We start from the raw sequence: 21,615 nt of genomic DNA on the forward strand, positions 1-21,615 counted from the left end.
GCCGGAGAGCTGGAACACGTCGAAACGGGCGACGTTGGCGACGGCGGCTTCGGCATCGGCGATGTTGACGGTATGGTTTTGCGGGTGCAGCAGGGCGAGTTTGTCGATTTCTTGGCGGGCGGCGAGCAGGTTGCCTTCGACGCGTTCGGCAAACAGGGCGAGCGCGTCGGGTTCGATGTCGAGTCCGACCTTTTTCAGACGACCTTTTATCCACTGCGGCAGGGCTTGCGCGCTAATGGCTTTGGCTTCGAGTACCGTGCCTTTGGCGGCGAGCGCGGTGAACCATTTTGCCTGCGTTTGGGCTTTTTCGAGCTTGGGCAGCAGAATCAGGGTGACGGTGTCTTCGGGCAGGCGTTCGGCAAAGGTTTGCAGCGCATCGCCCCCGTTTTTGCCGGGCTTGCCGTTCGGAATGTGGATTTCCAAAAGTTTCAAATCGGCGAAAAGCCCCGCGCTGCCTGCGCTTTGCAAAAGTTCGTCCCAATCGGCGCCGTTGTCCGCCGTAAAGACTTCGCGGTTGAGGTAACCTTGTTTTTTGGCAGCGGCGCGCAGAGTGTCGAGGGCTTCGATGCGCAACAGGTCTTCTTCGCCGTGAATGATGTACAGCGGCGAAAGCGGCATATCCGCGCTGACCTGCTCGATATTCATGACCGCCATCAATACGCTTTCAGGAACGTCAGGCGGCGGACGATTTGGTCGGCGGCATCGGCGCGCATTTCCGCCCAGATGGTTTCGCTTTCTTCCTGTTTGCCCAACACTTCGCTGTCGTTGTAATCCATCGTGCGGTTGACGAGGATGGTCATCGGTTCGCCCACAGGCTCGCCGTTGCGCATGGCTTGGGCTTCGACGCGTAAGGTCAGCAGGTATTCGTTGACCAACGCGGCGCGGGTGATGGTGTAGATGTCCTGACGGGTTTCAATGTTCTTGATGTGCAAAGTCATTTGCGCTTCGGCGGCGGAAACGGGTTTGCCGTCGGCGCGGCGCAGGGCGTTTTCCAAAGCCTTTTGCATGACGGAGGCGTTTTGGATGTGCCAAGCGGGATATGGCAGCGTGCGTGCGGTGCCGCCCATGCCTTTGAGGTGGAAGCCGCAGGCGGACAGAAGCAACACGGCGGCGGTCATCAGGATTTTGTTCATTTCATTCTTTCGGTTGCGCGGGTATCGGGGAATTATAGCGGATAGTCGGGCGGTCGGGAAACGCGGCGGCAGAAGGGGGAAAGTGAGCAAAATATAAATATTGAATAATACAAAAAACTGAAAATATAAAAAAACCGCCCTTTGCGGCGGTTTTTATAAAAATTTTAAAATTATCAATTTCTTCAGAGAGTTAGAAATATTCCCATTTTAAACCTGAAACATCAAACTTGAACTGGCGCGCCCCTGTTTGGAAAAATTCAACCTCAATTATGGCTTTTTTCGACTTTTTCAAGTTGTTTGTAAAATTAGTTACGGATTTGCTGCTATTGATAAAGATAATGTCGTGATTTCCTGAGTCAGATCCAACCATATTGAAAGTCTGAATAGCCCCATTATCAAACTTAACTTTCATTGTACAACCAAGTCCGCATGTAAACTGTCCTTTTGAAATCCCAATAATTACATCATTTCCATATTCCGGATTTTTCCGAATTGTGATTTCTAACCTTGAACCACCGTTATATGGGAAATCAAATTCTGTAGTGTTTTCTGATTGAATGCTAGCCCAATGAGAAGTTTGATTTCTCATTTCATCTTTATTTTCTCCATAATTCCAATTTGATTGTTCTTTCTCAACTTTAGCATCTGTAGTATTTTCTACATTGGAAACAGATTCCTTCTGCAAGGCAGTATTATCTTGCTGACTACCATTTCCTTGCTGACTGTTATTGCCTTGATGATTATTACCAGAAAAAAGACCAATCACAAATAAACCGCCTAAAACAATAACGACCCATTTCAATACTTTTTTCATTTGTTAAACCCTTAAAATGTTAACCAATATTAAGTATTATAAAAAAATTTTAAAATTCGTCATGTTTTCCATATGACAACATAACTCAACAACAAATTATTACCTTTTAAGCCGTCAAATCCCTTATGTACAATCCTTTATCAGACAACAGGAGAAACATCATGCACCCCATCCGCGAACCCATCCGCAGCGGTCTGCTGCCCGTATCGGACATCCATCAAATCTATTGGGAAGAATCCGGCAACCCCGACGGGCTGCCCGTCATCTTCCTGCACGGCGGCCCGGGTGCGGGCGCATCGCCTGCCTGCCGCGGCTTTTTCAATCCCGACGTGTTCCGCATTGTCATTATCGACCAGCGCGGCTGCGGCCGTTCGCTGCCTTACGCCTGCACCGATGACAACACGACTTGGGACTTGGTTGCCGACATCGAAAAAGTCCGCGAAATGCTGGGCATCCGAAAATGGCTGGTGTTCGGCGGCTCATGGGGCAGCACCTTGTCGCTGGCGTATGCCGAAACCCATCCCGAACGCGTTGCCGGACTCGTTTTGCGCGGGATATTCCTGTGCCGTCCGTCCGAAATGGCGTGGCTGGACGAAGCAGGCGGCGTCAGCCAGATTTATCCCGCGCAATGGCAAAAATTCCTCGCGCCCGTCGCCGAAGAAAAACGTGGCGGCCTGATTGCGGCGTATCACGAAATGCTGTTCGGCGAAGACGAAGCAGGTCGTCTGAAAGCCGCCAAAGCCTGGGCGGACTGGGAAAGCTACCTGATCCGCTTCGAGCCGCAAGACGTCGATGAGGACGCTTACGAATCGCTCGCCATCGCCCGCTTGGAAAACCATTATTTCGTCAACGAAGGCTGGCTGAAGGGCGACAAAGCGATTTTGGCGAACACGGACAAAATCCGCCATATCCCGACCATCATCGTACAAGGGCGCTACGACTTATGCACCCCCATGCAAAGCGCGTGGGAACTGTCGCAAGCGCTGCCCGAAGCCGAACTGCGCGTGATTCAGGCGGGACACTCGTCGTTTGATCCGCCATTGGCAGCGGCGTTGGTGGAAGCGGTGGAAGATATGAGGGAACGCGCGGCGTGGTGAGACATGATTTGAAAGGACAAATTGATGAAAAAGCTGCTTTTAATCGCATTGGGCTTGGTAAGTTTTGATGTAAATGCCGACCCTACCTATGATGCAACCAGAGGGGCGTTACAAAACAATTCGGCATTGTGTGGTTATGGTTATAACCCGAACTGTTCTTCAGGCAGCCGTAGCGCACCGCCTCCTAAAAAAATCATTTACCATGACGTCTTGGTACCTTCTAAATTTGGGGCTTTGGCTGTTAGTGTGAAGGCTGGGCATATTGCCGGTTCGTTGAATCATAACTCTTTAGCCGAAGCAAAAAGAGAAGCAGTCAAACATTGCCAGCAAGGCAGTCGCAATACGCCTTGCAAAGCCATCACATGGGTAAGAAACGGCTGCCTCGCGGCTGCAAAAGGAAAAGTGAAAAACAACCTGTTTATTTTAGCCGATGCAGCAGGTCCGCAAGGAACGGTCGAACAGGAGGCTTTACAAAAATGCAGTAACAGAGGGGCAACGGAATGCGAAATCATCATGCCCGAAGGCTGCTCCCTGCCTCAATTGCAATAATCAAATTTTATTTAAAAGGTCGTCTGAGAACTATTTTCAGACGACCTTTTCTAAACCAAGTTAAAGATGAGCTGGGAGAAAGGATAAATTTATGAAAAAGCTGTTTTTGATAGTATTAGGACTGATCAGCTTTAATGCAAATGCTGATCCTACCTATGATGCAACCAGAGGGGCGTTGCAAAACAATTCGGCATTGTGTGGTTATGGTTATAACCCGAACTGTTCTTCAGGCAGTCGCAGCACTCCGCCTCCTAAAAAAATCATCTATCACGATGTGAAGGTTCCTTCCAAATTCGGGGCTTTGGCTTTCAGTGAAAAATCAGGTCACATCGGTGGGGCGTTAAATCAAAACTCAAAAGCCGAGGCACAAAGTGCAGCCATTAAGCAATGTGAGAAGGGGAGTAGAAATGCACCATGTAAAGCGATCAGTTGGGTTAGAAACGGCTGTATTGCCGCTGCTTCAGGCAAATTGAAAAACCAAACTAAAGTAATTGGAGGTGCGGCAGAACCCGGACTTGCAGAACAGGCTGCTATTACAAACTGCAAAAATGCAGGAATGACTGAATGCAAAGTCTTAATGCCCGAAGGCTGCTCCCTGCCTCAATTGCAATAATCAAATTTTATTTAAAAGGTCGTCTGAAAACTATTTTCAGACGACCTTTTCTAAGCCAAGTTAAAGATGAGCTGGGAGAAAGGATAAATTTATGAAAAAACTGTTTTTAATCGCATTGGGTTTGGTAAGTTTTAATGTTTATGCCAATGGCTGTGGTGGAGAATACCAAGCTGCCACGGGAACCTGCCGTATCATAGACGGAAGCGGTCGGCAAATTTTATACAATGTGCCGCCTCCCCAATCAGGTAACAGCACACCACCTTCGAAAAAAATAGTCTACGTCTCCAAATATGGTGCAGTAGCTACTAATGAAAAAACAGGTATTTCGAGCGGGGCTTTAAATAAAGATTCTATTGAGGAGGCTAAACATGAAGCAATTAAAGCGTGTGAGCAGGGCGGGCGAAATGCCCCGTGTAAAGTTGCCATTTGGGCAGGTAATGCCTGTTTAGCAGCGGCAACGGGCAAAGAAGGCAAGAAATTTAGAGTATTTTATACAGCTAGGGAAAAGCCAGGGCAGGCAGAACCCGCAGCATTGAAACAATGTAATAAAGCGGGATTGAAAAACTGTGAAATCACCATTCCTGAAGGTTGTTCTTTCCCTTAATTGTTATTTTTTGATTAAAGGGTCGTCTGAAAACTTTTTCAGACGACCTCCGATATCGTATTAATCCGAAAAAGGATGCCCTTATGAAAAAACTGTTTTTAATCGCATTGGGCTTGGTAAGTTTTAATGTTTACGCCAATGGATGTGGCGGAGAATACCAAGCTGCCACGGGAACCTGCCGTATCATAGACGGAAGCGGTCGGCAAATTTTATACAATGTGCCGCCTCCCCAATCAGGCAACAGCACCCCGCCTCCTAAAAAAATCATCTATCACGACGTGAAAGTTCCTTCTAAATTTGGGGCTATTGCCATTAATGAGAAAGCGGGTGCTGTCGCTGCATCGTCCAATATGCCTTCGATTGCTGAAGCCAAGCGCGAAGCAATTAGACTATGTGAAAGCGATGGGCGATATGCTCCTTGTCGGGATAATGGCTGGGTCAGAAACGGCTGTATTGCTGCTGCTTCGGGTAAGAAATCATCAAAATTTCAGTTGTTTAATGGGATAGGTGAGCGTGGCGAGGCTGAGCGTCTTGCGATAAATCATTGTAATAAAGCCAAAGCCTTCGAATGTCAGATTATTGTTCCCGAGACATGTTCTCTACCCTAAATTTCATACTATGAATAAAGGTCGTCTGAAAACAAGATTTCAGACGACCTTTTTGCTTCAAGCAATGTAATGCAGCCGTTCGGGAGGGCTTTGCGCTTATGCCCGCTTATTCGTACTCGGGATAGAGCGGCATGGTGCCGGCTTCTTCGAAGGTCGAGTGTGCTTTGTACTTCTTGCAGGCGGCGGCTGATGCGGCGGGTGACGGCTTCGGCTTCGTTTTGGTGGTCTATGGTCAGTCCGGGGACGGTTTTGCCGAAAAGTTCGGCATCGAGCAGACGCTCGGCGTGGATGCCGGGGCGGTAGTTGTGTCTGACGGCGGGGTCGCGTTCTTCAAAGAGGTAGCCGACGACGCTGTCGCGGGTCAGTGCGATGCCGAGTGCGGCATCTTCGCCGCCGAAGATTCGGAAGAGTTCGTCTTGCGGAAAGCCGCCGCAGGCGAGAAAGATGCTGCGGCGGAATACGGTGTTGCCGCCGACGGTCATTTGCAGCCGTTCCCATGCGGTGGGGAATTGCGGGTGGTTGAGGTAGTGTTCGGGAAAGCCGACGGGACGCAATTTGAGGCGGACCAGGCTGAGGTAGGAATAGGCTTCCAAGCCGAGGTAGGCGGCATTGAGGACGTTGTTTTCATAGACGTCGTCGGCGTCGAGGAAGGCGATGAAGTCGGCTTGGCTTTGCATGGCGCCCCAGTTGCGGGCTTTGGCGGCGCCGCCGTTTTCGAGCATGTATTCGCAGCGGACTTTGGGATGGATGGCGGCGAGGTCGCTCATGATAAGGCGTGTGTCGTCGATGGAGGCGTCGTCAATCAGCCAGACGTTTTCGACGGCAGGTTGGGAAACGGCGCTCTCGACAGCCGCTTGAAGGGTGGCGGCGGAGTTGTAGCAGGGGATGATGACGTCTAGTGTGGGTCTCATAATGTGATGCTTTAAGGGGGTTGTTGTGTCAAACGGTGGGGAAAGGTCGTCTGAAAACGGTATTTCGGGTTTTCAGACGACCTTTTGGTATTGCCTGATGCGGATTACAACACTTTTACGATGCTTTCGCACAGGTAGTCGATGTTGTCATCGGTAATGCCGGCGACGTTGATGCGGCCGGAGCGCACGGCGTAGATGGCGAACTCGTTTTTCAGGCGGTCGACTTGTTCGGGCGTGAGGCCGCTGAAGGAGAACATGCCGTTTTGTCCGATGATGAAGTCGAAGTCTTGATTTGCGCCTTTGGCTTTGAGCAGTTCGACGAATTTTTGGCGCATGGCTTTGATGCGGCCGCGCATTTCGTCGAGTTCGGCAATCCATTGTGCTTTCAAATCCGCGTCTTTCAACACGAGGGCGATGGTGTTCGCGCCATGTGAGGCGGGATTGGAGTAGAGGGTGCGGATGATGGTTTTGACTTGGCTGTGGGCGCGGGCGGCGGTCGCTTCGTCTTCTGCGACTAAGGTAAACGCGCCGACGCGTTCGTTATACATGCCGAAGTTTTTGGAATAGGAGCTGGCGATGAGCAATTCTTTGTTGTATTTCAGGAAGGTGCGCAAGCCGTATGCGTCTTCTTCGAGACCGTTGCCGAAGCCTTGGTAGGCGAAGTCAAACAGGGGCAGCCAGCCTTTTTCGGCGGAGAGTTTGGCGAGGGTTTCCCATTGTTCGGGCGTGGGGTCGATACCGGTGGGGTTGTGGCAGCAGCCGTGCAACAGGACGACGTCGCCTTTTTGCGCTTGGCCGAGGTCTTCAATCATGCCGTCCCAGTCTAGGCCGTGTTTGGCGGCGTCGTAGTAGCGGTATGGCTTGTCTTGGATGCCGACGGCTTTGAAGATGGCGTTGTGGTTGGGCCAGGTGGGGTTGGAAATCCAGACGGTTTGTGCGTTCAACTGGCGTTTGGCGAACTCGGCGGCAATGCGCAATGCGCCTGTGCCGCCGAGGCTTTGGGCGGTTTTGGCGCGGCGGCTGGCGACGATTTCGTGGTCTGCGCCGAAAAGAAGGATTTGGGTTTGCTCGTTGTAGTCGGCAACGCCGTCGATGGTGAGGTAGTTTTTGGTGGTTTCGCTCTCGAGCAGGCGTTTTTCGGCTTCTTTGACGGCTTTGACGATGGGGGTCGCGCCGGATGCGTCTTTATAAACGCCGATGCCGAGGTTGACTTTTTCGGGACGGGTTTCGGCTTTGAATGCTTCGCCCAAGCCTAAGATGGGGTCGGCGGGGGCGGCTTCGATGTGCTTGAAGAACATGGTTTCTCGCTTTGCAAAAAATGAAGGGACGGGATATTTCCTTTGGGATTTTACGCTGTTTCAGGTCGTCTGAAAATGAATGCGGCAGGTTTTGCGCAAATGGTTTACATCATGCCTTTGATGCCGGCGAGGATGATGCCGTAGCGCAGGATTTTTCCGGTCAGGAGCATGAGTGCGGAGGTATAGGGGTTGAGCCTGAGCCAGCCTGCGGCAATGGGCAGCGCGTCGCCGATGACGGGCAGCCAGGCAAACAAAAGGGGCAGGGTGCCCCAGCGTCGGAGCAGGCGCAGGGTCTTTTCAGACGACCTTTCAGACGACCTTTTCTTGGACGGAATCAGCCGCCCCATCCAATAGGAAACCATGCTGCCCAAGCCGTTTGCCAGTCCGGCACACAACCACGCGCCGTATGCCTGTTCGGGATAGGTGTAGATAAATGCGGCGAAGGCGGCTTCGGACGTGCCGGGCAGGATAGTGGCGGAGGTAAAGGCGGAGGCGGCAAGTCCGAGATAGGCGTAAATGAGGGGCATGGCGGATAAGTTTGCGTCAGGTCAAAGGTCGTCTGAAATAAGATTTTAAGTCGTTTGCGGGTAGGTTAATTGTAAAATTCAGACGGATTCTGTCTATAAAAATGCGTTATCGGACAGAATCTTGCTGAAACTCTATGTAGTCGGCGTGTTTCCAGTGTTTGCAAGAATGGCAAAAGCCAGTATGATTCGGCCCGTTATTAACGGATATTAACTGTTTGTACGGTCAATTCCAATAAATCGAAAGGCAAATCATGTCTGCGCCATCACAGCAAAACCATAATTCCGCGCTGGTCGTCCTGACCACGCTCTTCTTCATGATGGGTTTCATCACCTGCATGAACGACATCCTGATTCCGCATCTGAAAGAAATTTTCGAGCTGACTTATGTTCAGGCGATGCTGATTCAATTCTGTTTTTTTACCGCCTATGCCATCATGTCGATTCCGATGGGGCATCTCGTCGGTAAAATCGGCTATAAAAACGGCGTCATCGGCGGCTTCTTGCTGACCGCCGTCGGATGCTTGCTGTTTTATCCCGCTGCGGGCAGCCACTCTTACCCGACTTTCTTGGGCGCGCTCTTCATTCTTGCTTCAGGCGTAACCCTATTGCAGGTTGCAGGCAACCCGTATGTAACCTTGTTGGCGAAACCGGGCAAAGAATCCGCTACGCTGACTTTGGTGCAGGCGTTCAACTCACTGGGTACGACCATTGCCCCGCAAATCGGCGCATTCCTGATTCTGGCAGATGCAACGCAGACCGCCAGCAAAGCCGAACAGATTTCCTCCGTTCAAATCCCTTACTTGGGTTTGGCAGGCCTGTTGATTATCCTCGCCGTTTTCGTAAAAATGATCCGCCTGCCTGACGCGCGCAAAATCGCTGAAGAAGAAAGCGAACACAACCACGACGGCAAAAGCAGCGTGTGGCAATACAAACACCTCGTCCTCGGTGCGGCAGGTATTTTCTGCTACGTCGGTGCCGAAGTATCCATCGGCTCATTGATGGTCAATGTCTTGGGCTTCCTGAAAGGGATGGATCATGCTTCCGCCGCCCAATACCTGTCGTTCTACTGGGGCGGCGCCATGGTCGGACGCTTCCTCGGCTCGGCAGTTATGGCGAAAATCGCGCCCAACCGCTACCTTGCCTTCAATGCCACTATCGCTGTTGTCCTGCTCATCATCGCCATGATGACCGGTAAAGGCAATGCCGACGTCGCCATGTGGTCGCTGCTTGCCATCGGCTTCTTCAACTCCATCATGTTCCCGACCATCTTCTCGCTGGCGACCAAAAATCTCGGTAAATTCACCAATGCTGCTTCAGGCGTACTCTGTACTGCCATTGTCGGCGGTGCGATTGTTCCGGTCGTACAAGGTTGGGCGGTCGATACTTACAGCCTGATGTCGTCTTTTGTCGTATCAGCCGTGTGCTACCTCTACATCGTCTTCTTTGCCCTCAAAGGTTATAAAGCCGACGAGTAAGCATGGTTTGAACAAAAGGTCGTCTGAAAACTTGGAAATCAGGTTTTCAGACGACCTTTTTGCTTTGCGGCAGACTTTTAAACCTGATCCGTTCCAACAGAGGTCGTCTGAAAATACGGCAACAGATTTTAACCGGAGCTTAAACCCGTTTTCAAAAGACAAAATGCGTCCGCAATACGGTCTGACTGACTTATGGCATAATGCTGGCGGCAAAAATACAGGAGGTCTTCATGTCGAAAATCATCTTATTGCACGGACTGCACATGCATTCTTGGGTGATGAAACCTTTAGCGGATATGCTGGCAAAGCAGGGCTTTGACGTTGCCCTGTTCGGTTATTACAGCGTCTGGCACACCATGCCGCAGCACACGCAGGCATTGGCGGAATTTGTTGAAAAACACGATACGGGCGAGCCTCTGCATTTTGCCGGACACAGTCTGGGCGGGCTGGTATTGCGCCACTTTGCCGCCACCCATCCCGAAAAAATTACCGGACGCATCGTTACCTTCGGTACGCCCCACCAAGGCAGCCGGGCTGCGCAAAGGGTGTTCCGGCTTGGATTGAAAACCCCCGTACTCGGCGGTGCGTATCGCGATGCGCTCGACGGCGGCACGCCCGATTTGCCTGAACATATCGAATTGGGCAGCATCGCTGGTAACAAACCGCTCGGGCTGGGGCGCGTATTGGGTTTGCACGGCGAACACGACGGTACGGTTTTGGTCAGCGAAACCCGCTGTCCGAATATGCGCGACCACGTTATCTTACCCGTCAGCCACAGCGGTATGCTGTTTAAACACATTACTGCCGAGCAGACCGCAACATTTTTGCGCGAGGGGCAGTTTAATCATAATAAAAAGAAATAATACGGCTTTATTTTGAAAATAAGGATATTTTGTTTCAAAAAATCAAATTTAAAACCATATCGCATCAACTAAAATCCGTTATTACATTCATAAAAAATCACGGGGTCGTCTGAAAAGCGGTTTTTCAGACGACCCCGTGTGCTAAACTTCGTTAAATACACACAAAACAGGCAAAGCAATATGTTTGCATTCAAATCACTGCTCGATATGCCGCGCAAAGAGGCGCTTGCCGTCGTTGCGGCGTTAATCGGAGCGATGGGTTATACCATCATTTCGCTGGGCTGGCTGCCCCATATGTCCATCATCGCCGCCATTACCGTCCTCATCCTCTACGGTCTCGCGCGCGGGTTGAAATATAACGATATGCAAAAAGGCATGGTCGGCGCGGTGGGGCAGGGCATGGGCGCGATTTACCTGTTTTTCTTCATCGGGCTGATGGTCAGCGCGCTGATGATGAGCGGCGCGATTCCAACGCTGATGTATTACGGTTTCGGGCTGATTTCCCCTACTTATTTCTATTTCTCCGCCTTTGCGCTTTGTTCCGTCATCGGCGTGTCCATCGGCAGCAGTTTGACCACTTGCGCCACCGTCGGCGTTGCCTTTATGGGCATGGCGGCGGCGTTTCATGCCGATTTGGCGATGACGGCGGGCGCGATTGTTTCCGGTGCGTTCTTCGGCGACAAAATGTCTCCGCTCTCCGATACCACGGGCATTTCCGCCTCCATCGTCGGCATTGATTTGTTCGAACACATCAAAAACATGATGTACACCACCATTCCCGCGTGGCTCATCAGCGCAGCATTGATGCTGTGGCTCTTGCCCAATGTTGCCGCCCACGATTTGAACAGCGTCGAATCCTTCCGCAGCCAGCTCGAAGCGACGGGCTTGGTGCACGGCTATTCGCTGATTCCGTTTGCGCTGTTGGTCGTGTTGGCGCTGTTGCGCATCAACGCCGTCGTCGCCATGCTCTTTACCATCCTCGCCGCGCTTGCGGTAACTTATTTCCACAGCACGCCCGACTTGAACCAGCTCGGCGCATGGTTTTACGGCGGCTACAAACTCGAAGGCGAAGCGTTTCAAGACATCGCCAAACTTATTTCGCGCGGCGGTTTGGAAAGTATGTTCTTCACGCAAACCATCGTGATTCTCGGCATGAGTTTGGGCGGGCTGCTGTTTACGCTCGGTGTGATTCCGTCGCTGCTGGACGCCATCCGCGCGTTCCTGACCACTGCCGGACGCGCTACATTCAGCGTTGCCGCCACGTCGGTCGGCGTCAATTTCCTCATCGGCGAGCAATATTTGAGTATTTTGCTTTCCGGCGAAACCTTCAAACCCGTGTACGACAAACTCGGTCTGCATTCGCGCAACCTTTCGCGTACGCTGGAAGACGCGGGTACGGTCATCAACCCGCTCGTTCCGTGGAGCGTCTGCGGCGTGTTCATCAGCCACGCCCTCGGCGTACCCGTCTGGGAATACCTGCCTTATGCCTTCTTCTGCTATCTGAGCCTGATTTTGACGCTGCTGTTCGGTTGGACAGGTCTGACGTTGAGCAAGAAAGAAACTGCGTAAAGCGGCGGGATAGAAAGGTCGTCTGAAAACCTTCGGCATCGGTTTTCAGACGACCTTTTGCGTTATAATCGGGCAAACGATAAAGACACACACCAATCCTACCCGTACCCCCATGAACAAACAGATCCGCCAAGAAATTTTCGAGCGTTTCCGCGCTGCCAATCCCCATCCGACCACCGAGCTTCATTTCAATTCACCCTTCGAGCTTTTGATTGCCGTTTTGCTGTCGGCGCAGGCGACCGACGTGGGCGTGAATAAGGCGACGGCAAAGCTGTTTCCGGTTGCCAATACGCCGCAGGCGATGTTGGATTTGGGTTTGGACGGCGTAATGGAATACACGAAAACCATCGGGCTTTATAAAACCAAGTCCAAACACATCATGCAGACCTGCCGCATCCTGCTGGAAAAATACAACGGCGAAGTGCCGGAAGACCGCGAGGCTTTGGAATCGTTGCCGGGCGTGGGTCGCAAGACGGCAAACGTGGTGTTGAACACGGCGTTCGGCCATCCCGTCATGGCGGTCGATACGCATATCTTCAGGGTGTCCAACCGTACCAAAATCGCGCCGGGCAAGGATGTGCGCGAGGTGGAAGACAAGCTGATGCGCTTTGTGCCGAAAGAGTTTTTGATGGATGCGCACCATTGGCTGATTCTGCACGGACGCTACACCTGCAAGGCGCAGAAGCCGCAATGCGGGAAGTGCATCATTAATGATTTGTGCGAGTATGGCGCGAAGTTGATGTAAACATTGATAAATTGTAAACAATCAACAAAACAACCTTTCTATCAGGTTAAAATTTCTGACGGCATTTTTTTATTTAAAATGAAATGCTTGAAAAAATATGGGCAAAAGGTAAAATTCGACCTTATCGGGTTGGAAAACGATAAAAGTTTCAGACGACCCCCTGTTTTTAAGATGCAAGAACACAATCCGTTATTCGGAAAAGGAAACGCGGTGCGCGAAAAAATGAACAAATACAGATACTTTGCTTTGGTAACGGCTTCTGCGCTGGCCTTGGGCGGCTGTGACAAAATCAGCGGCTTCTTCGGCGGCGACAGTAAAAGCGAAGAATTCGTACAAAGAATCGAACCTTCCAAAGACGACGGCAGCGTCGGTATGCTGCTGCCCGATTTCGCACAATTGGTGCAAAACGAAGGTCAGGCGGTGGTCAATATTCAAGCCTCCCCCGCAGGGCGTGCCGCAGGCAGCGGGCAGTCTGAAGAGCAGGGCATGGATTTAAGCCAATTCCCTGACAACGACCCGTTTTACGAGTTTTTCAAACGCCTTGTCCCGAATATGCCCGATATGCCGGAAGACCAATCTGCCGACGAGGATTTGAACTTCGGCTCCGGCTTCATCATCAGTAAAGACGGCTATATCCTGACCAATACCCACGTCGTTGCCGGCATGGGCAATATCAAAGTCCTGCTCAACGACAAACGCGAATACACCGCCAAGCTGATCGGATCGGATACGCAATCCGATGTCGCGCTGCTGAAGATTGACGCTTCGGAAGAATTGCCCGTCGTCAAAATCGGCAATCCGAAAGATTTGAAACCGGGCGAATGGGTTGCCGCCATCGGTGCGCCGTTCGGCTTTGACAACAGCGTTACTTCGGGCATCGTGTCCGCCAAAGGACGCAGCCTGCCGAACGAAAGCTACACACCTTTCATCCAAACCGACGTTGCCATCAATCCGGGTAACTCCGGCGGCCCGCTGTTTAACCTGAAAGGTCAGGTAGTCGGCATCAACTCCCAAATTTACAGCCGAAGCGGCGGATTTATGGGCATTTCCTTCGCGATTCCGATTGATGTGGCGATGAATGTTGCCGAGCAGTTGAAAACCAGCGGTAAGGTTCAGCGCGGTCAGTTGGGCGTGATTATTCAGGAAGTGTCTTACGATCTGGCGAAATCGTTCGGCTTGGACAAAGCCAGCGGCGCGTTGATTGCCAAAGTGATGCCGAACAGCCCTGCCATGCAGGCAGGATTGCAAGTGGGCGACATCGTCCGCAGCGTTAACGGCGAAGAAGTGCGCGTGTCCAGCGATTTGCCGGTCATGGTCGGCTCGATGCTGCCGGGTAAGGAAGTTTCGCTGGAAGTATGGCGCAAAGGCGAGAAGATTAATGTGAAAGTCAAACTCGGCAGCATGGCGGAGCAGAACGAAACGTCTTCACGCGCTACCGAGCAGCCGCAGCAGGCAAATCCGGCGGACGGCTTTACCGTCGATAATACGGGACTGACCCTGCGCGTCGATGAAGGTGCAGGCAAAAGCCGCCTGATTGTTTCCCGCGTCAGCGGCGCGGCGGAACGTGCCGGACTCAAACGCGGCGACGAAATCCTCGCCGTCAGCCAAATCAGCGTCAACGACGAATCGAGCTTCCGCAGCGCGTTGGCAGGCGCGGGCAAAAATGTGCCGCTGCTGGTTCAGCGCGACGGCAATACGCTTTTCCTCGCCCTGACCCTGCAATAAGGTGCAACGCAAGCGCCATTCAATGATAGAATACCCGCCATCCTAAGGTGGCGGGTATTTTGTAATTTTAGCAACTGATTGATTTGTTTGTTTTTTGATGGTTTTGCTCTTTTGGCTTTGTCAACAATCGCATTCAAAGGTCGTCTGAAAACGTTCCGCTCCGATTGACTTCCTATTAATAAAAATATTATGCACCTGATTGATTATTCACATTCGTTTTTATCCGTCGTGCCGCCGTTTTTGGCATTGGCGCTTGCCGTCATCACCCGCCGCGTGCTGCTGTCTTTGGGCATCGGTATCTTGGTCGGCGTTGCCTTTTTGGTCGGCGGCAGCCCGATTGACGGACTGACACACCTGAAAGACATGGTGGTCGGACTGGCTTGGGCAGACGGCGATTGGTCGCTGGGAAAACCTAAAATCCTGATTTTCTTATTGTTGCTCGGTATTTTCACTTCTCTTTTAACCTTTTCGGGCAGTAATCAGGCGTTTGCCGATTGGGCGAAGCAACACATCAAAGGGCGGCGCGGCGCAAAAATGCTGACTGCCTGTCTCGTATTCGTTACCTTTATCGACGACTATTTCCACAGTCTCGCCGTCGGCGCGATTGCCCGCCCCGTTACCGACAAATTCAAAGTTTCCCGCGCCAAACTCGCGTATATCCTTGACTCTACCGCTGCGCCGATGTGCGTACTGATGCCGGTTTCAAGCTGGGGCGCATCGATTATCGCCACGCTGGCAGGTCTGCTCGTTACTTACCACATCACCGGATACACGCCGATGGGTGTGTTCGTCGCCATGAGCCTGATGAATTATTACGCCCTGTTCGCCCTGATCATGGTGTTTGTCGTCGCTTGGTTTTCTTTCGACATCGGCTCGATGGCGCGCCTTGAAAAAGCGGCATTGCAGGAAACCCATGACGAATCCGCCGGCTCTGACGGCCCTAAAGGCAGGGTTTACGCGCTGATTATCCCTGTTTTGGTGTTGATCGCATCCACCGTTTCCGCCATGATTTACACAGGCGCGCAGGCAAGCGAAACCTTCAGCATTTTGGGCGCGTTTGAAAATACCGATGTAAATACCTCGCTGGTGTTCGGCGGTACTTGCGGCGTACTCGCCGTCGTCCTTTGCACGCTCGGCACCATCAAGGCCGCCGACTATCCCAAAGCCGTCCGTCAGGGCATATCTTCGATGTTCGGCGCGATTACCATCCTGATTCTTGCCTGGCTCATCAGCACCGTCGTCAGCGAAATGCACACCGGCGACTACCTCTCCACGCTGGTTGCAGACAATATCCATCCCGGCTTCCTGCCCGTCATCCTCTTCCTGCTTGCCAGCGTGATGGCGTTCGCCACAGGCACAAGCTGGGGCACGTTCGGCATTATGCTGCCGATTGCCGCAGCGATGGCGGTTAAAGTCGATGCATCGTTGGTTATCCCGTGTATGTCCGCCGTGATGGCTGGCGCGGTTTGCGGCGACCACTGTTCGCCCATTTCCGACACCACCATCCTGTCTTCCACCGGCGCGCATTGCAACCACATCGACCACGTTACATCGCAACTGCCTTACGCCCTGACCGTCGCAGGCGCGGCAGCGGCAGGCTACCTCGTGTTGGGCATGACGCAATCGGCTTGGCTGGGCTTTTTCGCCACCGGCGTCGTCATGACCGCCCTCATCTTCATACTGAAAGACAAAAAAGGCAAAGCTGCCTAATGTGTTTTCCCGTTTTCAGACGACCTTTGATACTTTAAGGTCGTCTGAAAACATTTTAAGGAATCCAAAAATGAACGCTCCCCATTCCATCCCGCGCGGCCCCGTTATGGCAGACGTCGCCGCCTACTGTCTGACCGAAGAAGAAAAACAACGCCTGATCGACCCGTCTATCGGCGGCGTCATCCTGTTCCGCCGCAACTTCCAAAACGTCGGGCAGCTCAAAGCCCTTGTTCAAGAAATCAAAGCACTGCGCACGCCCGAACTCATCATCGCCGTCGATCACGAAGGCGGCAGGGTACAACGCTTCATCGAAGGCTTCACCCGACTGCCCGCCATGAACACTTTAGGACAGATTTGGGACACCGAAGGTGAAGCCGCCGCCAAAGAAAAAGCCGAGCAGGTCGGCTGGGTATTGGCGACGGAGCTGACCGCCTGCGGCATAGACCTCTCCTTCACGCCCGTCCTCGACCTCGACTGGGGAACATGCCCCGTCATCGGCAACCGCAGTTTCCACCGCAACGCCGACACCGTAACCCAGCTCGCCCTTGCCCTGCAAAAAGGTCTGAACCGAGGCGGCATGAAATCCTGCGGCAAACATTTCCCCGGACACGGATTCGTCGAGGGCGACAGCCATTTGGTGCAACCCGAAGACACGCGCAGCCTTGCCGAACTCGAAGCCGCCGACATGATTCCGTTCCGCGCCCTAAGCGGCGCAGGCATGGCGGCGGTCATGCCCGCCCACGTCGTTTATCCGCAAATTGACGGCAAGCCCGCCGGTTTCTCCGAAAAATGGCTCAAACAAATCCTGCGCCAAGACATCGGATTTAAAGGCGTTATCTTTTCAGACGACCTCACTATGGAAGGCGCAGGCGCAGCGGGCGGCATCAAAGAACGTGCAAACGCTTCCTTTACAGCAGGCTGCGACATCGTCCTCGTCTGCAACCGTCCCGACCTCGTGGACGAACTGCGCGACGGCTTCCAAATCCCCGTCAATCCCGATTTGGCAAGCCGCTGGCAATACATGGCGAACACATTGGGCAAGGAAGCCGCCCAAGCCGTGATGCAAACGCTCGATTTCCAAGCCGCACAAGCCATGACCGCGCAACTTGCCACGCCTAAAGACACCGCCGGCGGCGTGAAAGTCGGCGAAGCGTTTTAAAGGCGTTTGGTTTAGAAAGTATGAAAGAAGGTCGTCTGAAAAGCTGAATTGGGCTTTTTCAGACGACCTTTTGTCCGTTTATAGTGGATTAACTTTAAACCAGTACGGCGTTGCCTCGCCTTGTCCTGATTTAAATTTAATCCACTATAAAAAACGAGGCAGGTTTGAAATCACATTAAGGTGCGCTTTATTGTGTGTCTGCCTTTGAATCCGCTATAAGCAGTTCCGAACAGTAAAAAAGGTCGTCTGAAAACCTTGAATTAAGGTTTTCAGACGACCTTTCCACATCCTAAAGTCAGGACAATACAGGCTTATACGATACCTTGCGCCAGCATCGCATCGGCGACTTTGACGAAACCGGCGATGTTCGCACCGTTGACGTAGTTGGTTTTTCCGTTTTCAGTGCCGTATTTCAGGCAGGATTCGTGGATGCTTTGCATGATGTCGAACAAGCGTTGGTCGACTTCTTCGCGGCTCCAAGCCAGACGGACGGCGTTTTGGCTCATTTCTAAGCCTGAAGTTGCCACGCCGCCGGCGTTGGAGGCTTTGCCCGGTGCATACAGGATGCCCGCTTTGACGAACTGATCGACCGCGCCCAAAGTAGAAGGCATGTTCGCACCTTCGGCAACGACGTAGCAGCCGTTTGCCAGCAGGGTTTTGGCGGCTTCTTCGTCCAATTCGTTTTGGGTCGCGCAGGGCAGGGCGACTTCGGCGGCAACGCCCCACGGTTTTTGGTTTTCAAAGTATTTCAAACCTTGCTCTTTGGCATAGGTGGAAACACGTTCGCGACGGACTTCTTTCAGCTCGATAAGCGCGGCGAGTTGGTCTTCGGTCATGCCGCTGTCGGGGAAGAGGACGAAGCCGTTGGAGTCGGAAACGGTCAGCACTTTCGCGCCCAGCTGGATGGCTTTTTCGGCGGCGTATTGGGCAACGTTGCCGGAGCCGGAAATCAGCACGCGTTTGCCTTCAATCGAGTCGCCGCGTGTTTGCAGCATGGATTGGGCGAAGTACACGGTACCGTAGCCGGTCGCTTCAGGACGGATGAGGCTGCCACCCCATTCGAGGCCTTTGCCGGTCAGGACGGAGGCAAATTCGTTGCGGATTTTTTTGTATTGTCCGAAGAGGAAACCGATTTCGCGGCCGCCTACGCCGATGTCGCCCGCAGGTACGTCGGTGTTCGGGCCGATGTGGCGGTAGAGTTCGTTCATAAAGGCTTGGCAGAAACGCATCACTTCGGCGTCGGATTTGCCTTTGGGATCGAAGTCGGAGCCGCCTTTGCCGCCGCCCATAGGCAGGGTGGTCAAGGCGTTTTTGAACACTTGTTCAAAGGCGAGGAATTTCAATACGCCCAAATCGACGGTCGGGTGGAAGCGCAAGCCGCCTTTGTAAGGACCGATGGCGGAGCTCATTTGAATGCGGTAACCGCGGTTGACTTGGACTTGTCCTTTGTCGTCCACCCAAGTGACGCGGAACATAATGACGCGCTCAGGTTCGACGATGCGTTCAAGTAGGTTTTGTTGGGTGTATTTCGGGTTTTTTGCCAAAAACGGGCCCAAGCTCATGAATACTTCTTCAACCGCTTGGTGAAACGGCTCTTGATTGGGGTTACGTTGTTTGAGGTTGGCAAACAAGGCGTTCAAATCGGTCATTTTATGCTCCCTGTGGATTAGATTGGAAAGGATGATGAATTTGTGGAAAGTAATATAAACCTAATTTTTTTGCCTGCCAAGCAGTTTTGATGAAAATTGTTGACATTATTTTTTTGAGAATTTTATTATTTGGTATATATAACCAATAAAATATAAAAATATTTTTGAAAATTCCATCATTTTAAAATAAATTGGCTATATATTCTAAGTAATTAAACTAGAAATTTGAAACGAGAGAGTGTAAAAAATTCGATTCAACGCAAATTTTCATGTGAAAACGGTCAATATTGTCAACAATTTTACGAAAATTACCCTTGGAAAACAGGATTAGGAAAGAAAATAACACCTTAAAAAACGAATTTTGTTTCAGATAGAAAAACGTGTTTCAGGACAATCCATAACGGATAATGCCAAGGTCGTCTGAATCTAGTTTCCAGTTTTCAGACGACCTTGATTATGCTGTTAATCGACAAATTGCTATACAATACGCCCCAAATCATCTCCAACAACACACACTCTTAAAGGACACCAATGAAAGCCTACCTCGATTTAATGCGCCATGTTCTCGAAAACGGTACCGATAAATCCGACCGTACCGGTACAGGCACTCGTTCGGTGTTCGGCTATCAAATGCGCTTCGATTTGAGTCAAGGCTTCCCGCTGCTGACCACCAAAAAGCTGCACCTGCGCTCGATTATCCATGAGCTGCTTTGGTTTCTCAAAGGCGATACCAACATCAAATATTTGAAAGATAACAATGTTTCCATTTGGGACGAATGGGCGGACGAAAATGGCGACTTGGGGCCTGTGTACGGCTACCAATGGCGCAGTTGGCCTGCACCCGACGGCCGCCATATCGACCAAATTGCCAACGTCGTGGAGCAAATCAAGAAAAACCCCGATTCCCGCCGCCTGATTGTGTCGGCATGGAATCCCGCGCTGGTGGATGAAATGGCATTGCCGCCTTGCCATGCGCTGTTTCAGTTTTACGTTGCCAACGGTAAATTGTCCTGCCAGCTTTACCAACGCAGCGCGGACATTTTCCTCGGTGTACCGTTCAACATTGCCAGTTACGCGCTGTTGACCATGATGATTGCCCAAGTCTGCGGGTTGGAGGCGGGCGAATTTATCCATACCTTGGGTGATGCGCATCTGTACAGCAACCATTTCGAACAGGCAAAACTGCAATTGAGCCGCGACACCCGCACGCTGCCGGTGATGAAAATCAATCCGGAAGTCAAAGACTTGTTTGCATTCAAGTTTGAAGATTTCGAGTTGGAAGGTTACGACCCGCATCCGCACATCAAGGCCGCCGTAGCGGTGTAGGGTGTGGAATAGATAAAAGGTCGTCTGAAACTTTTCAGACGACCTTTTTGTTGGTTTGCTTCACACTTCGATTTTATTGGGTGTGAAGGTTTCCCATTTGTTGCAGGCGGGGCAGTGCCAGAAGAAGACTTGGGATTTGAAGTGGCAGTTGCGGCAGCGGTACATGACGCTGCGTTGGAGTTGGCGGCCGATGACGGAACGCATCATGTCGGCGTCGGCTTTCCATGCGGGATTCATGTCGCTGATTTTCAAACCGAGCAGGCGGTATACGCCGTTGAGGTCGGGTTTTTGACGCACGAGGTCGATGGCAAGTTGGGCGGCTTCGCTTTCGCCTTTGAGCAGCAGGGCTTTTTCGTAGATGACGTTGATGAGGTCTAAATCGGGGAAGGTCTGCATGTAACCGATGAGCCGGTTCAGCCCTTCTTCCTGTTTGCCTTGGGCGGCGTAGGCTTCGTAGAGTTTTTCGCCAACCATGCTCAGGTAGGCATGGTTTTGCTGCTCGATGGCGCCGTATGCCTCGACAGCGGCGGGGAAATTGCCCTGTTTGGTTTCGATGTCGCCCAAAATCATGTTGGCGCGGGCGCATTTTTTGTTGGCGTCCAAGGCTTTTTGGACGTTGTAACGGGCGGCGTCAAGATTGGATTTGAACAGCGCGGTTTGGGCAAGTTCGCAATAAAACTGTGCAATTTCAAATTGGTAGGTCTGCTCGTCGTGGCTGAGGAGTTGCGCGGTTTCAATGGCTTTTTCCCAGTCGCGGTCTTGCTGGTAGATGCTGAGCAGGTGCTGACGGGCTTCGCGCGCCATGTTGCCTTCCTGCAAGCCGATGAAGATTTGTTCGGCGCGGTCAACCAAGCCTGCGCTTTGGTAGTTTTGCGCGAGTTCGAACAGCACCCGCGCGCGTTTTTCGTTGACGGTATCGGGCGAGTCGAGCAGGGCTTGGTGCATATTGATGGCTTTGTCGTTTTCGCCGCGCTGACGGTAGAGTTTGCCCAAAGTCAGGTTGAGGTCGTAAGACTGCGGCTGCTGGTCGATGACTTCCGCCAGTTCGCGGGCGGCACGGCCGCTGTTGCGGTCAACCAATGCGTCCAGACTTTTGTAAAAGCCGGCAGGCACGCTTTTCGCCTGTTTCAACACAGTTTTCATGTCGATACGGGCGGCAAACCAGCCCATGGCGAAGAAGACGGGCAAAAGGGTAATGGGCAGGAGGATGACCCACAATTCGTTGTCCATGTGATTCCTT

21 protein-coding genes are annotated in these 21,615 nt (G+C 52.0%); 13 read left to right on the forward strand and 8 right to left on the reverse strand.

Going from position 1 to position 21,615, the window contains the following annotated elements:
- The 3 genes from holA to HMPREF1028_RS01850 all read right to left on the reverse strand — a co-directional run.
- On the reverse strand, window positions 1-654 hold a 654-nt coding region (holA, locus tag HMPREF1028_RS01840; protein WP_009311102.1), incomplete at its 3' end, for a DNA polymerase III subunit delta.
- On the reverse strand, window positions 654-1,133 hold the full coding sequence (lptE, locus tag HMPREF1028_RS01845) for an LPS assembly lipoprotein LptE (protein WP_003741184.1): 480 nt from the start codon (window positions 1,131-1,133) through the stop codon (window positions 654-656). The genes holA and lptE, both read right to left, overlap by 1 nt.
- Window positions 1,134-1,323: 190 nt before the next feature.
- A complete protein-coding gene (locus HMPREF1028_RS01850; protein ID WP_009311103.1) occupies window positions 1,324-1,947 on the reverse strand; it encodes a hypothetical protein in 624 nt (207 codons plus the stop codon).
- A 161-nt stretch (window positions 1,948-2,108) separates the two neighbouring features.
- On the opposite strand from HMPREF1028_RS01850, the gene pip reads away from it, so the two are divergent.
- The 5 genes from pip to HMPREF1028_RS01875 all read left to right on the forward strand — a co-directional run bounded on the left by pip (window position 2,109) and on the right by HMPREF1028_RS01875 (window position 5,418).
- On the forward strand, window positions 2,109-3,044 hold the full coding sequence (gene pip, locus HMPREF1028_RS01855; RefSeq protein ID WP_009311104.1) for a prolyl aminopeptidase: 936 nt from the start codon (window positions 2,109-2,111) through the stop codon (window positions 3,042-3,044).
- A 24-nt stretch (window positions 3,045-3,068) separates the two neighbouring features.
- Window positions 3,069-3,593: a DUF4189 domain-containing protein gene (locus HMPREF1028_RS01860; RefSeq protein WP_009311105.1), complete on the forward strand. Its 525-nt coding sequence runs from the start codon at window positions 3,069-3,071 to the stop codon at window positions 3,591-3,593.
- Between the two features lie 91 nt (window positions 3,594-3,684).
- Window positions 3,685-4,206: a DUF4189 domain-containing protein gene (locus HMPREF1028_RS01865; protein ID WP_009311106.1), complete on the forward strand. Its 522-nt coding sequence runs from the start codon at window positions 3,685-3,687 to the stop codon at window positions 4,204-4,206.
- 91 nt (window positions 4,207-4,297) lie between these two features.
- A complete protein-coding gene (locus HMPREF1028_RS01870; protein ID WP_009311107.1) occupies window positions 4,298-4,810 on the forward strand; it encodes a DUF4189 domain-containing protein in 513 nt (170 codons plus the stop codon).
- A gap of 83 nt (window positions 4,811-4,893) precedes the next feature.
- Entirely contained in the window at window positions 4,894-5,418 is a 525-nt protein-coding gene (locus HMPREF1028_RS01875) for a DUF4189 domain-containing protein (protein WP_009311108.1), read from the forward strand.
- Window positions 5,419-5,426: 8 nt separating this feature from the next.
- Here HMPREF1028_RS01875 and HMPREF1028_RS01880 read toward each other — a convergent pair whose 3' ends face one another.
- The 3 genes from HMPREF1028_RS01880 to HMPREF1028_RS01890 all read right to left on the reverse strand — a co-directional run bounded on the left by HMPREF1028_RS01880 (window position 5,427) and on the right by HMPREF1028_RS01890 (window position 8,154).
- Window positions 5,427-6,329, reverse strand: coding sequence for a glycosyltransferase family A protein (locus HMPREF1028_RS01880; protein ID WP_009311109.1), 903 nt, complete (start codon window positions 6,327-6,329; stop codon window positions 5,427-5,429).
- A gap of 104 nt (window positions 6,330-6,433) precedes the next feature.
- Entirely contained in the window at window positions 6,434-7,627 is a 1,194-nt protein-coding gene (locus HMPREF1028_RS01885; protein WP_009311110.1) for an amino acid aminotransferase, read from the reverse strand.
- Window positions 7,628-7,731: 104 nt separating this feature from the next.
- Window positions 7,732-8,154 (reverse strand): VTT domain-containing protein, encoded by a 423-nt coding sequence (locus HMPREF1028_RS01890; protein WP_009311111.1) that lies wholly within the window; start codon window positions 8,152-8,154, stop codon window positions 7,732-7,734.
- A gap of 251 nt (window positions 8,155-8,405) precedes the next feature.
- On the opposite strand from HMPREF1028_RS01890, the gene HMPREF1028_RS01895 reads away from it, so the two are divergent.
- The 7 genes from HMPREF1028_RS01895 (at window position 8,406) to nagZ (ending at window position 17,400) form a co-directional block, all read left to right on the forward strand.
- Window positions 8,406-9,629 carry a sugar MFS transporter gene (locus HMPREF1028_RS01895; protein WP_009311112.1) on the forward strand — a complete coding sequence of 408 codons (1,224 nt, stop codon included), beginning with the start codon at window positions 8,406-8,408 and terminating at the stop codon, window positions 9,627-9,629.
- A 230-nt stretch (window positions 9,630-9,859) separates the two neighbouring features.
- Complete coding sequence (locus HMPREF1028_RS01900) at window positions 9,860-10,492, forward strand: alpha/beta fold hydrolase (protein ID WP_009311113.1); 633 nt, start codon at window positions 9,860-9,862, stop codon at window positions 10,490-10,492.
- Between the two features lie 180 nt (window positions 10,493-10,672).
- Window positions 10,673-12,061, forward strand: coding sequence for a Na+/H+ antiporter NhaC (gene nhaC / locus HMPREF1028_RS01905; RefSeq protein ID WP_003758210.1), 1,389 nt, complete (start codon window positions 10,673-10,675; stop codon window positions 12,059-12,061).
- Between the two features lie 112 nt (window positions 12,062-12,173).
- Complete coding sequence (gene nth / locus HMPREF1028_RS01910) at window positions 12,174-12,806, forward strand: endonuclease III (RefSeq protein ID WP_003758214.1); 633 nt, start codon at window positions 12,174-12,176, stop codon at window positions 12,804-12,806.
- A gap of 222 nt (window positions 12,807-13,028) precedes the next feature.
- The gene (locus HMPREF1028_RS01915; protein ID WP_036528958.1) at window positions 13,029-14,531 is read left to right on the forward strand and encodes a DegQ family serine endoprotease; all 1,503 of its coding nucleotides are present in this window, start codon (window positions 13,029-13,031) and stop codon (window positions 14,529-14,531) included.
- Between the two features lie 189 nt (window positions 14,532-14,720).
- Window positions 14,721-16,241: a Na+/H+ antiporter NhaC family protein gene (locus HMPREF1028_RS01920; RefSeq protein WP_003765874.1), complete on the forward strand. Its 1,521-nt coding sequence runs from the start codon at window positions 14,721-14,723 to the stop codon at window positions 16,239-16,241.
- Window positions 16,242-16,311: 70 nt separating this feature from the next.
- Entirely contained in the window at window positions 16,312-17,400 is a 1,089-nt protein-coding gene (gene nagZ, locus HMPREF1028_RS01925; protein WP_009311114.1) for a beta-N-acetylhexosaminidase, read from the forward strand.
- A gap of 311 nt (window positions 17,401-17,711) precedes the next feature.
- Here the strand turns inward: nagZ and gdhA are convergent, their stop codons facing one another.
- Window positions 17,712-19,049 carry an NADP-specific glutamate dehydrogenase gene (gene gdhA / locus HMPREF1028_RS01930; RefSeq protein ID WP_003776652.1) on the reverse strand — a complete coding sequence of 446 codons (1,338 nt, stop codon included), beginning with the start codon at window positions 19,047-19,049 and terminating at the stop codon, window positions 17,712-17,714.
- Between the two features lie 531 nt (window positions 19,050-19,580).
- Here gdhA and HMPREF1028_RS01935 point away from each other — a divergent pair.
- Entirely contained in the window at window positions 19,581-20,375 is a 795-nt protein-coding gene (locus HMPREF1028_RS01935) for a thymidylate synthase (RefSeq protein ID WP_009311115.1), read from the forward strand.
- A 60-nt stretch (window positions 20,376-20,435) separates the two neighbouring features.
- Here the strand turns inward: HMPREF1028_RS01935 and lapB are convergent, their stop codons facing one another.
- Entirely contained in the window at window positions 20,436-21,605 is a 1,170-nt protein-coding gene (gene lapB / locus HMPREF1028_RS01940; RefSeq protein ID WP_003761889.1) for a lipopolysaccharide assembly protein LapB, read from the reverse strand.
- Window positions 21,606-21,615 lie beyond the last annotated feature (10 nt).

The organism is Neisseria sp. GT4A_CT1 (assembly GCF_000227275.1).
Taxonomy (GTDB): Bacteria; Pseudomonadota; Gammaproteobacteria; order Burkholderiales; family Neisseriaceae; genus Neisseria.

What these genes read in the sequence shown, in the direction of transcription:
- pip (WP_009311104.1), top strand. Translation starts at nt 2,109, where the DNA reads ATGCACCCCATCCGCGAACCCATCCGCAGCGGTCTGCTGCCCGTATCG.
- HMPREF1028_RS01900 (WP_009311113.1), top strand. Translation starts at nt 9,860, where the DNA reads ATGTCGAAAATCATCTTATTGCACGGACTGCACATGCATTCTTGGGTG.
- HMPREF1028_RS01850 (WP_009311103.1), bottom strand. Translation starts at nt 1,947, where the DNA reads ATGAAAAAAGTATTGAAATGGGTCGTTATTGTTTTAGGCGGTTTATTT.
- HMPREF1028_RS01895 (WP_009311112.1), top strand. Translation starts at nt 8,406, where the DNA reads ATGTCTGCGCCATCACAGCAAAACCATAATTCCGCGCTGGTCGTCCTG.
- nagZ (WP_009311114.1), top strand. Translation starts at nt 16,312, where the DNA reads ATGAACGCTCCCCATTCCATCCCGCGCGGCCCCGTTATGGCAGACGTC.
- lapB (WP_003761889.1), bottom strand. Translation starts at nt 21,605, where the DNA reads ATGGACAACGAATTGTGGGTCATCCTCCTGCCCATTACCCTTTTGCCC.
- HMPREF1028_RS01935 (WP_009311115.1), top strand. Translation starts at nt 19,581, where the DNA reads ATGAAAGCCTACCTCGATTTAATGCGCCATGTTCTCGAAAACGGTACC.
- HMPREF1028_RS01875 (WP_009311108.1), top strand. Translation starts at nt 4,894, where the DNA reads ATGAAAAAACTGTTTTTAATCGCATTGGGCTTGGTAAGTTTTAATGTT.
- HMPREF1028_RS01885 (WP_009311110.1), bottom strand. Translation starts at nt 7,627, where the DNA reads ATGTTCTTCAAGCACATCGAAGCCGCCCCCGCCGACCCCATCTTAGGC.
- HMPREF1028_RS01890 (WP_009311111.1), bottom strand. Translation starts at nt 8,154, where the DNA reads ATGCCCCTCATTTACGCCTATCTCGGACTTGCCGCCTCCGCCTTTACC.
- HMPREF1028_RS01870 (WP_009311107.1), top strand. Translation starts at nt 4,298, where the DNA reads ATGAAAAAACTGTTTTTAATCGCATTGGGTTTGGTAAGTTTTAATGTT.
- HMPREF1028_RS01880 (WP_009311109.1), bottom strand. Translation starts at nt 6,329, where the DNA reads ATGAGACCCACACTAGACGTCATCATCCCCTGCTACAACTCCGCCGCC.
- nth (WP_003758214.1), top strand. Translation starts at nt 12,174, where the DNA reads ATGAACAAACAGATCCGCCAAGAAATTTTCGAGCGTTTCCGCGCTGCC.
- HMPREF1028_RS01920 (WP_003765874.1), top strand. Translation starts at nt 14,721, where the DNA reads ATGCACCTGATTGATTATTCACATTCGTTTTTATCCGTCGTGCCGCCG.
- nhaC (WP_003758210.1), top strand. Translation starts at nt 10,673, where the DNA reads ATGTTTGCATTCAAATCACTGCTCGATATGCCGCGCAAAGAGGCGCTT.
- HMPREF1028_RS01860 (WP_009311105.1), top strand. Translation starts at nt 3,069, where the DNA reads ATGAAAAAGCTGCTTTTAATCGCATTGGGCTTGGTAAGTTTTGATGTA.
- HMPREF1028_RS01865 (WP_009311106.1), top strand. Translation starts at nt 3,685, where the DNA reads ATGAAAAAGCTGTTTTTGATAGTATTAGGACTGATCAGCTTTAATGCA.
- gdhA (WP_003776652.1), bottom strand. Translation starts at nt 19,049, where the DNA reads ATGACCGATTTGAACGCCTTGTTTGCCAACCTCAAACAACGTAACCCC.
- HMPREF1028_RS01915 (WP_036528958.1), top strand. Translation starts at nt 13,029, where the DNA reads ATGAACAAATACAGATACTTTGCTTTGGTAACGGCTTCTGCGCTGGCC.
- lptE (WP_003741184.1), bottom strand. Translation starts at nt 1,133, where the DNA reads ATGAACAAAATCCTGATGACCGCCGCCGTGTTGCTTCTGTCCGCCTGC.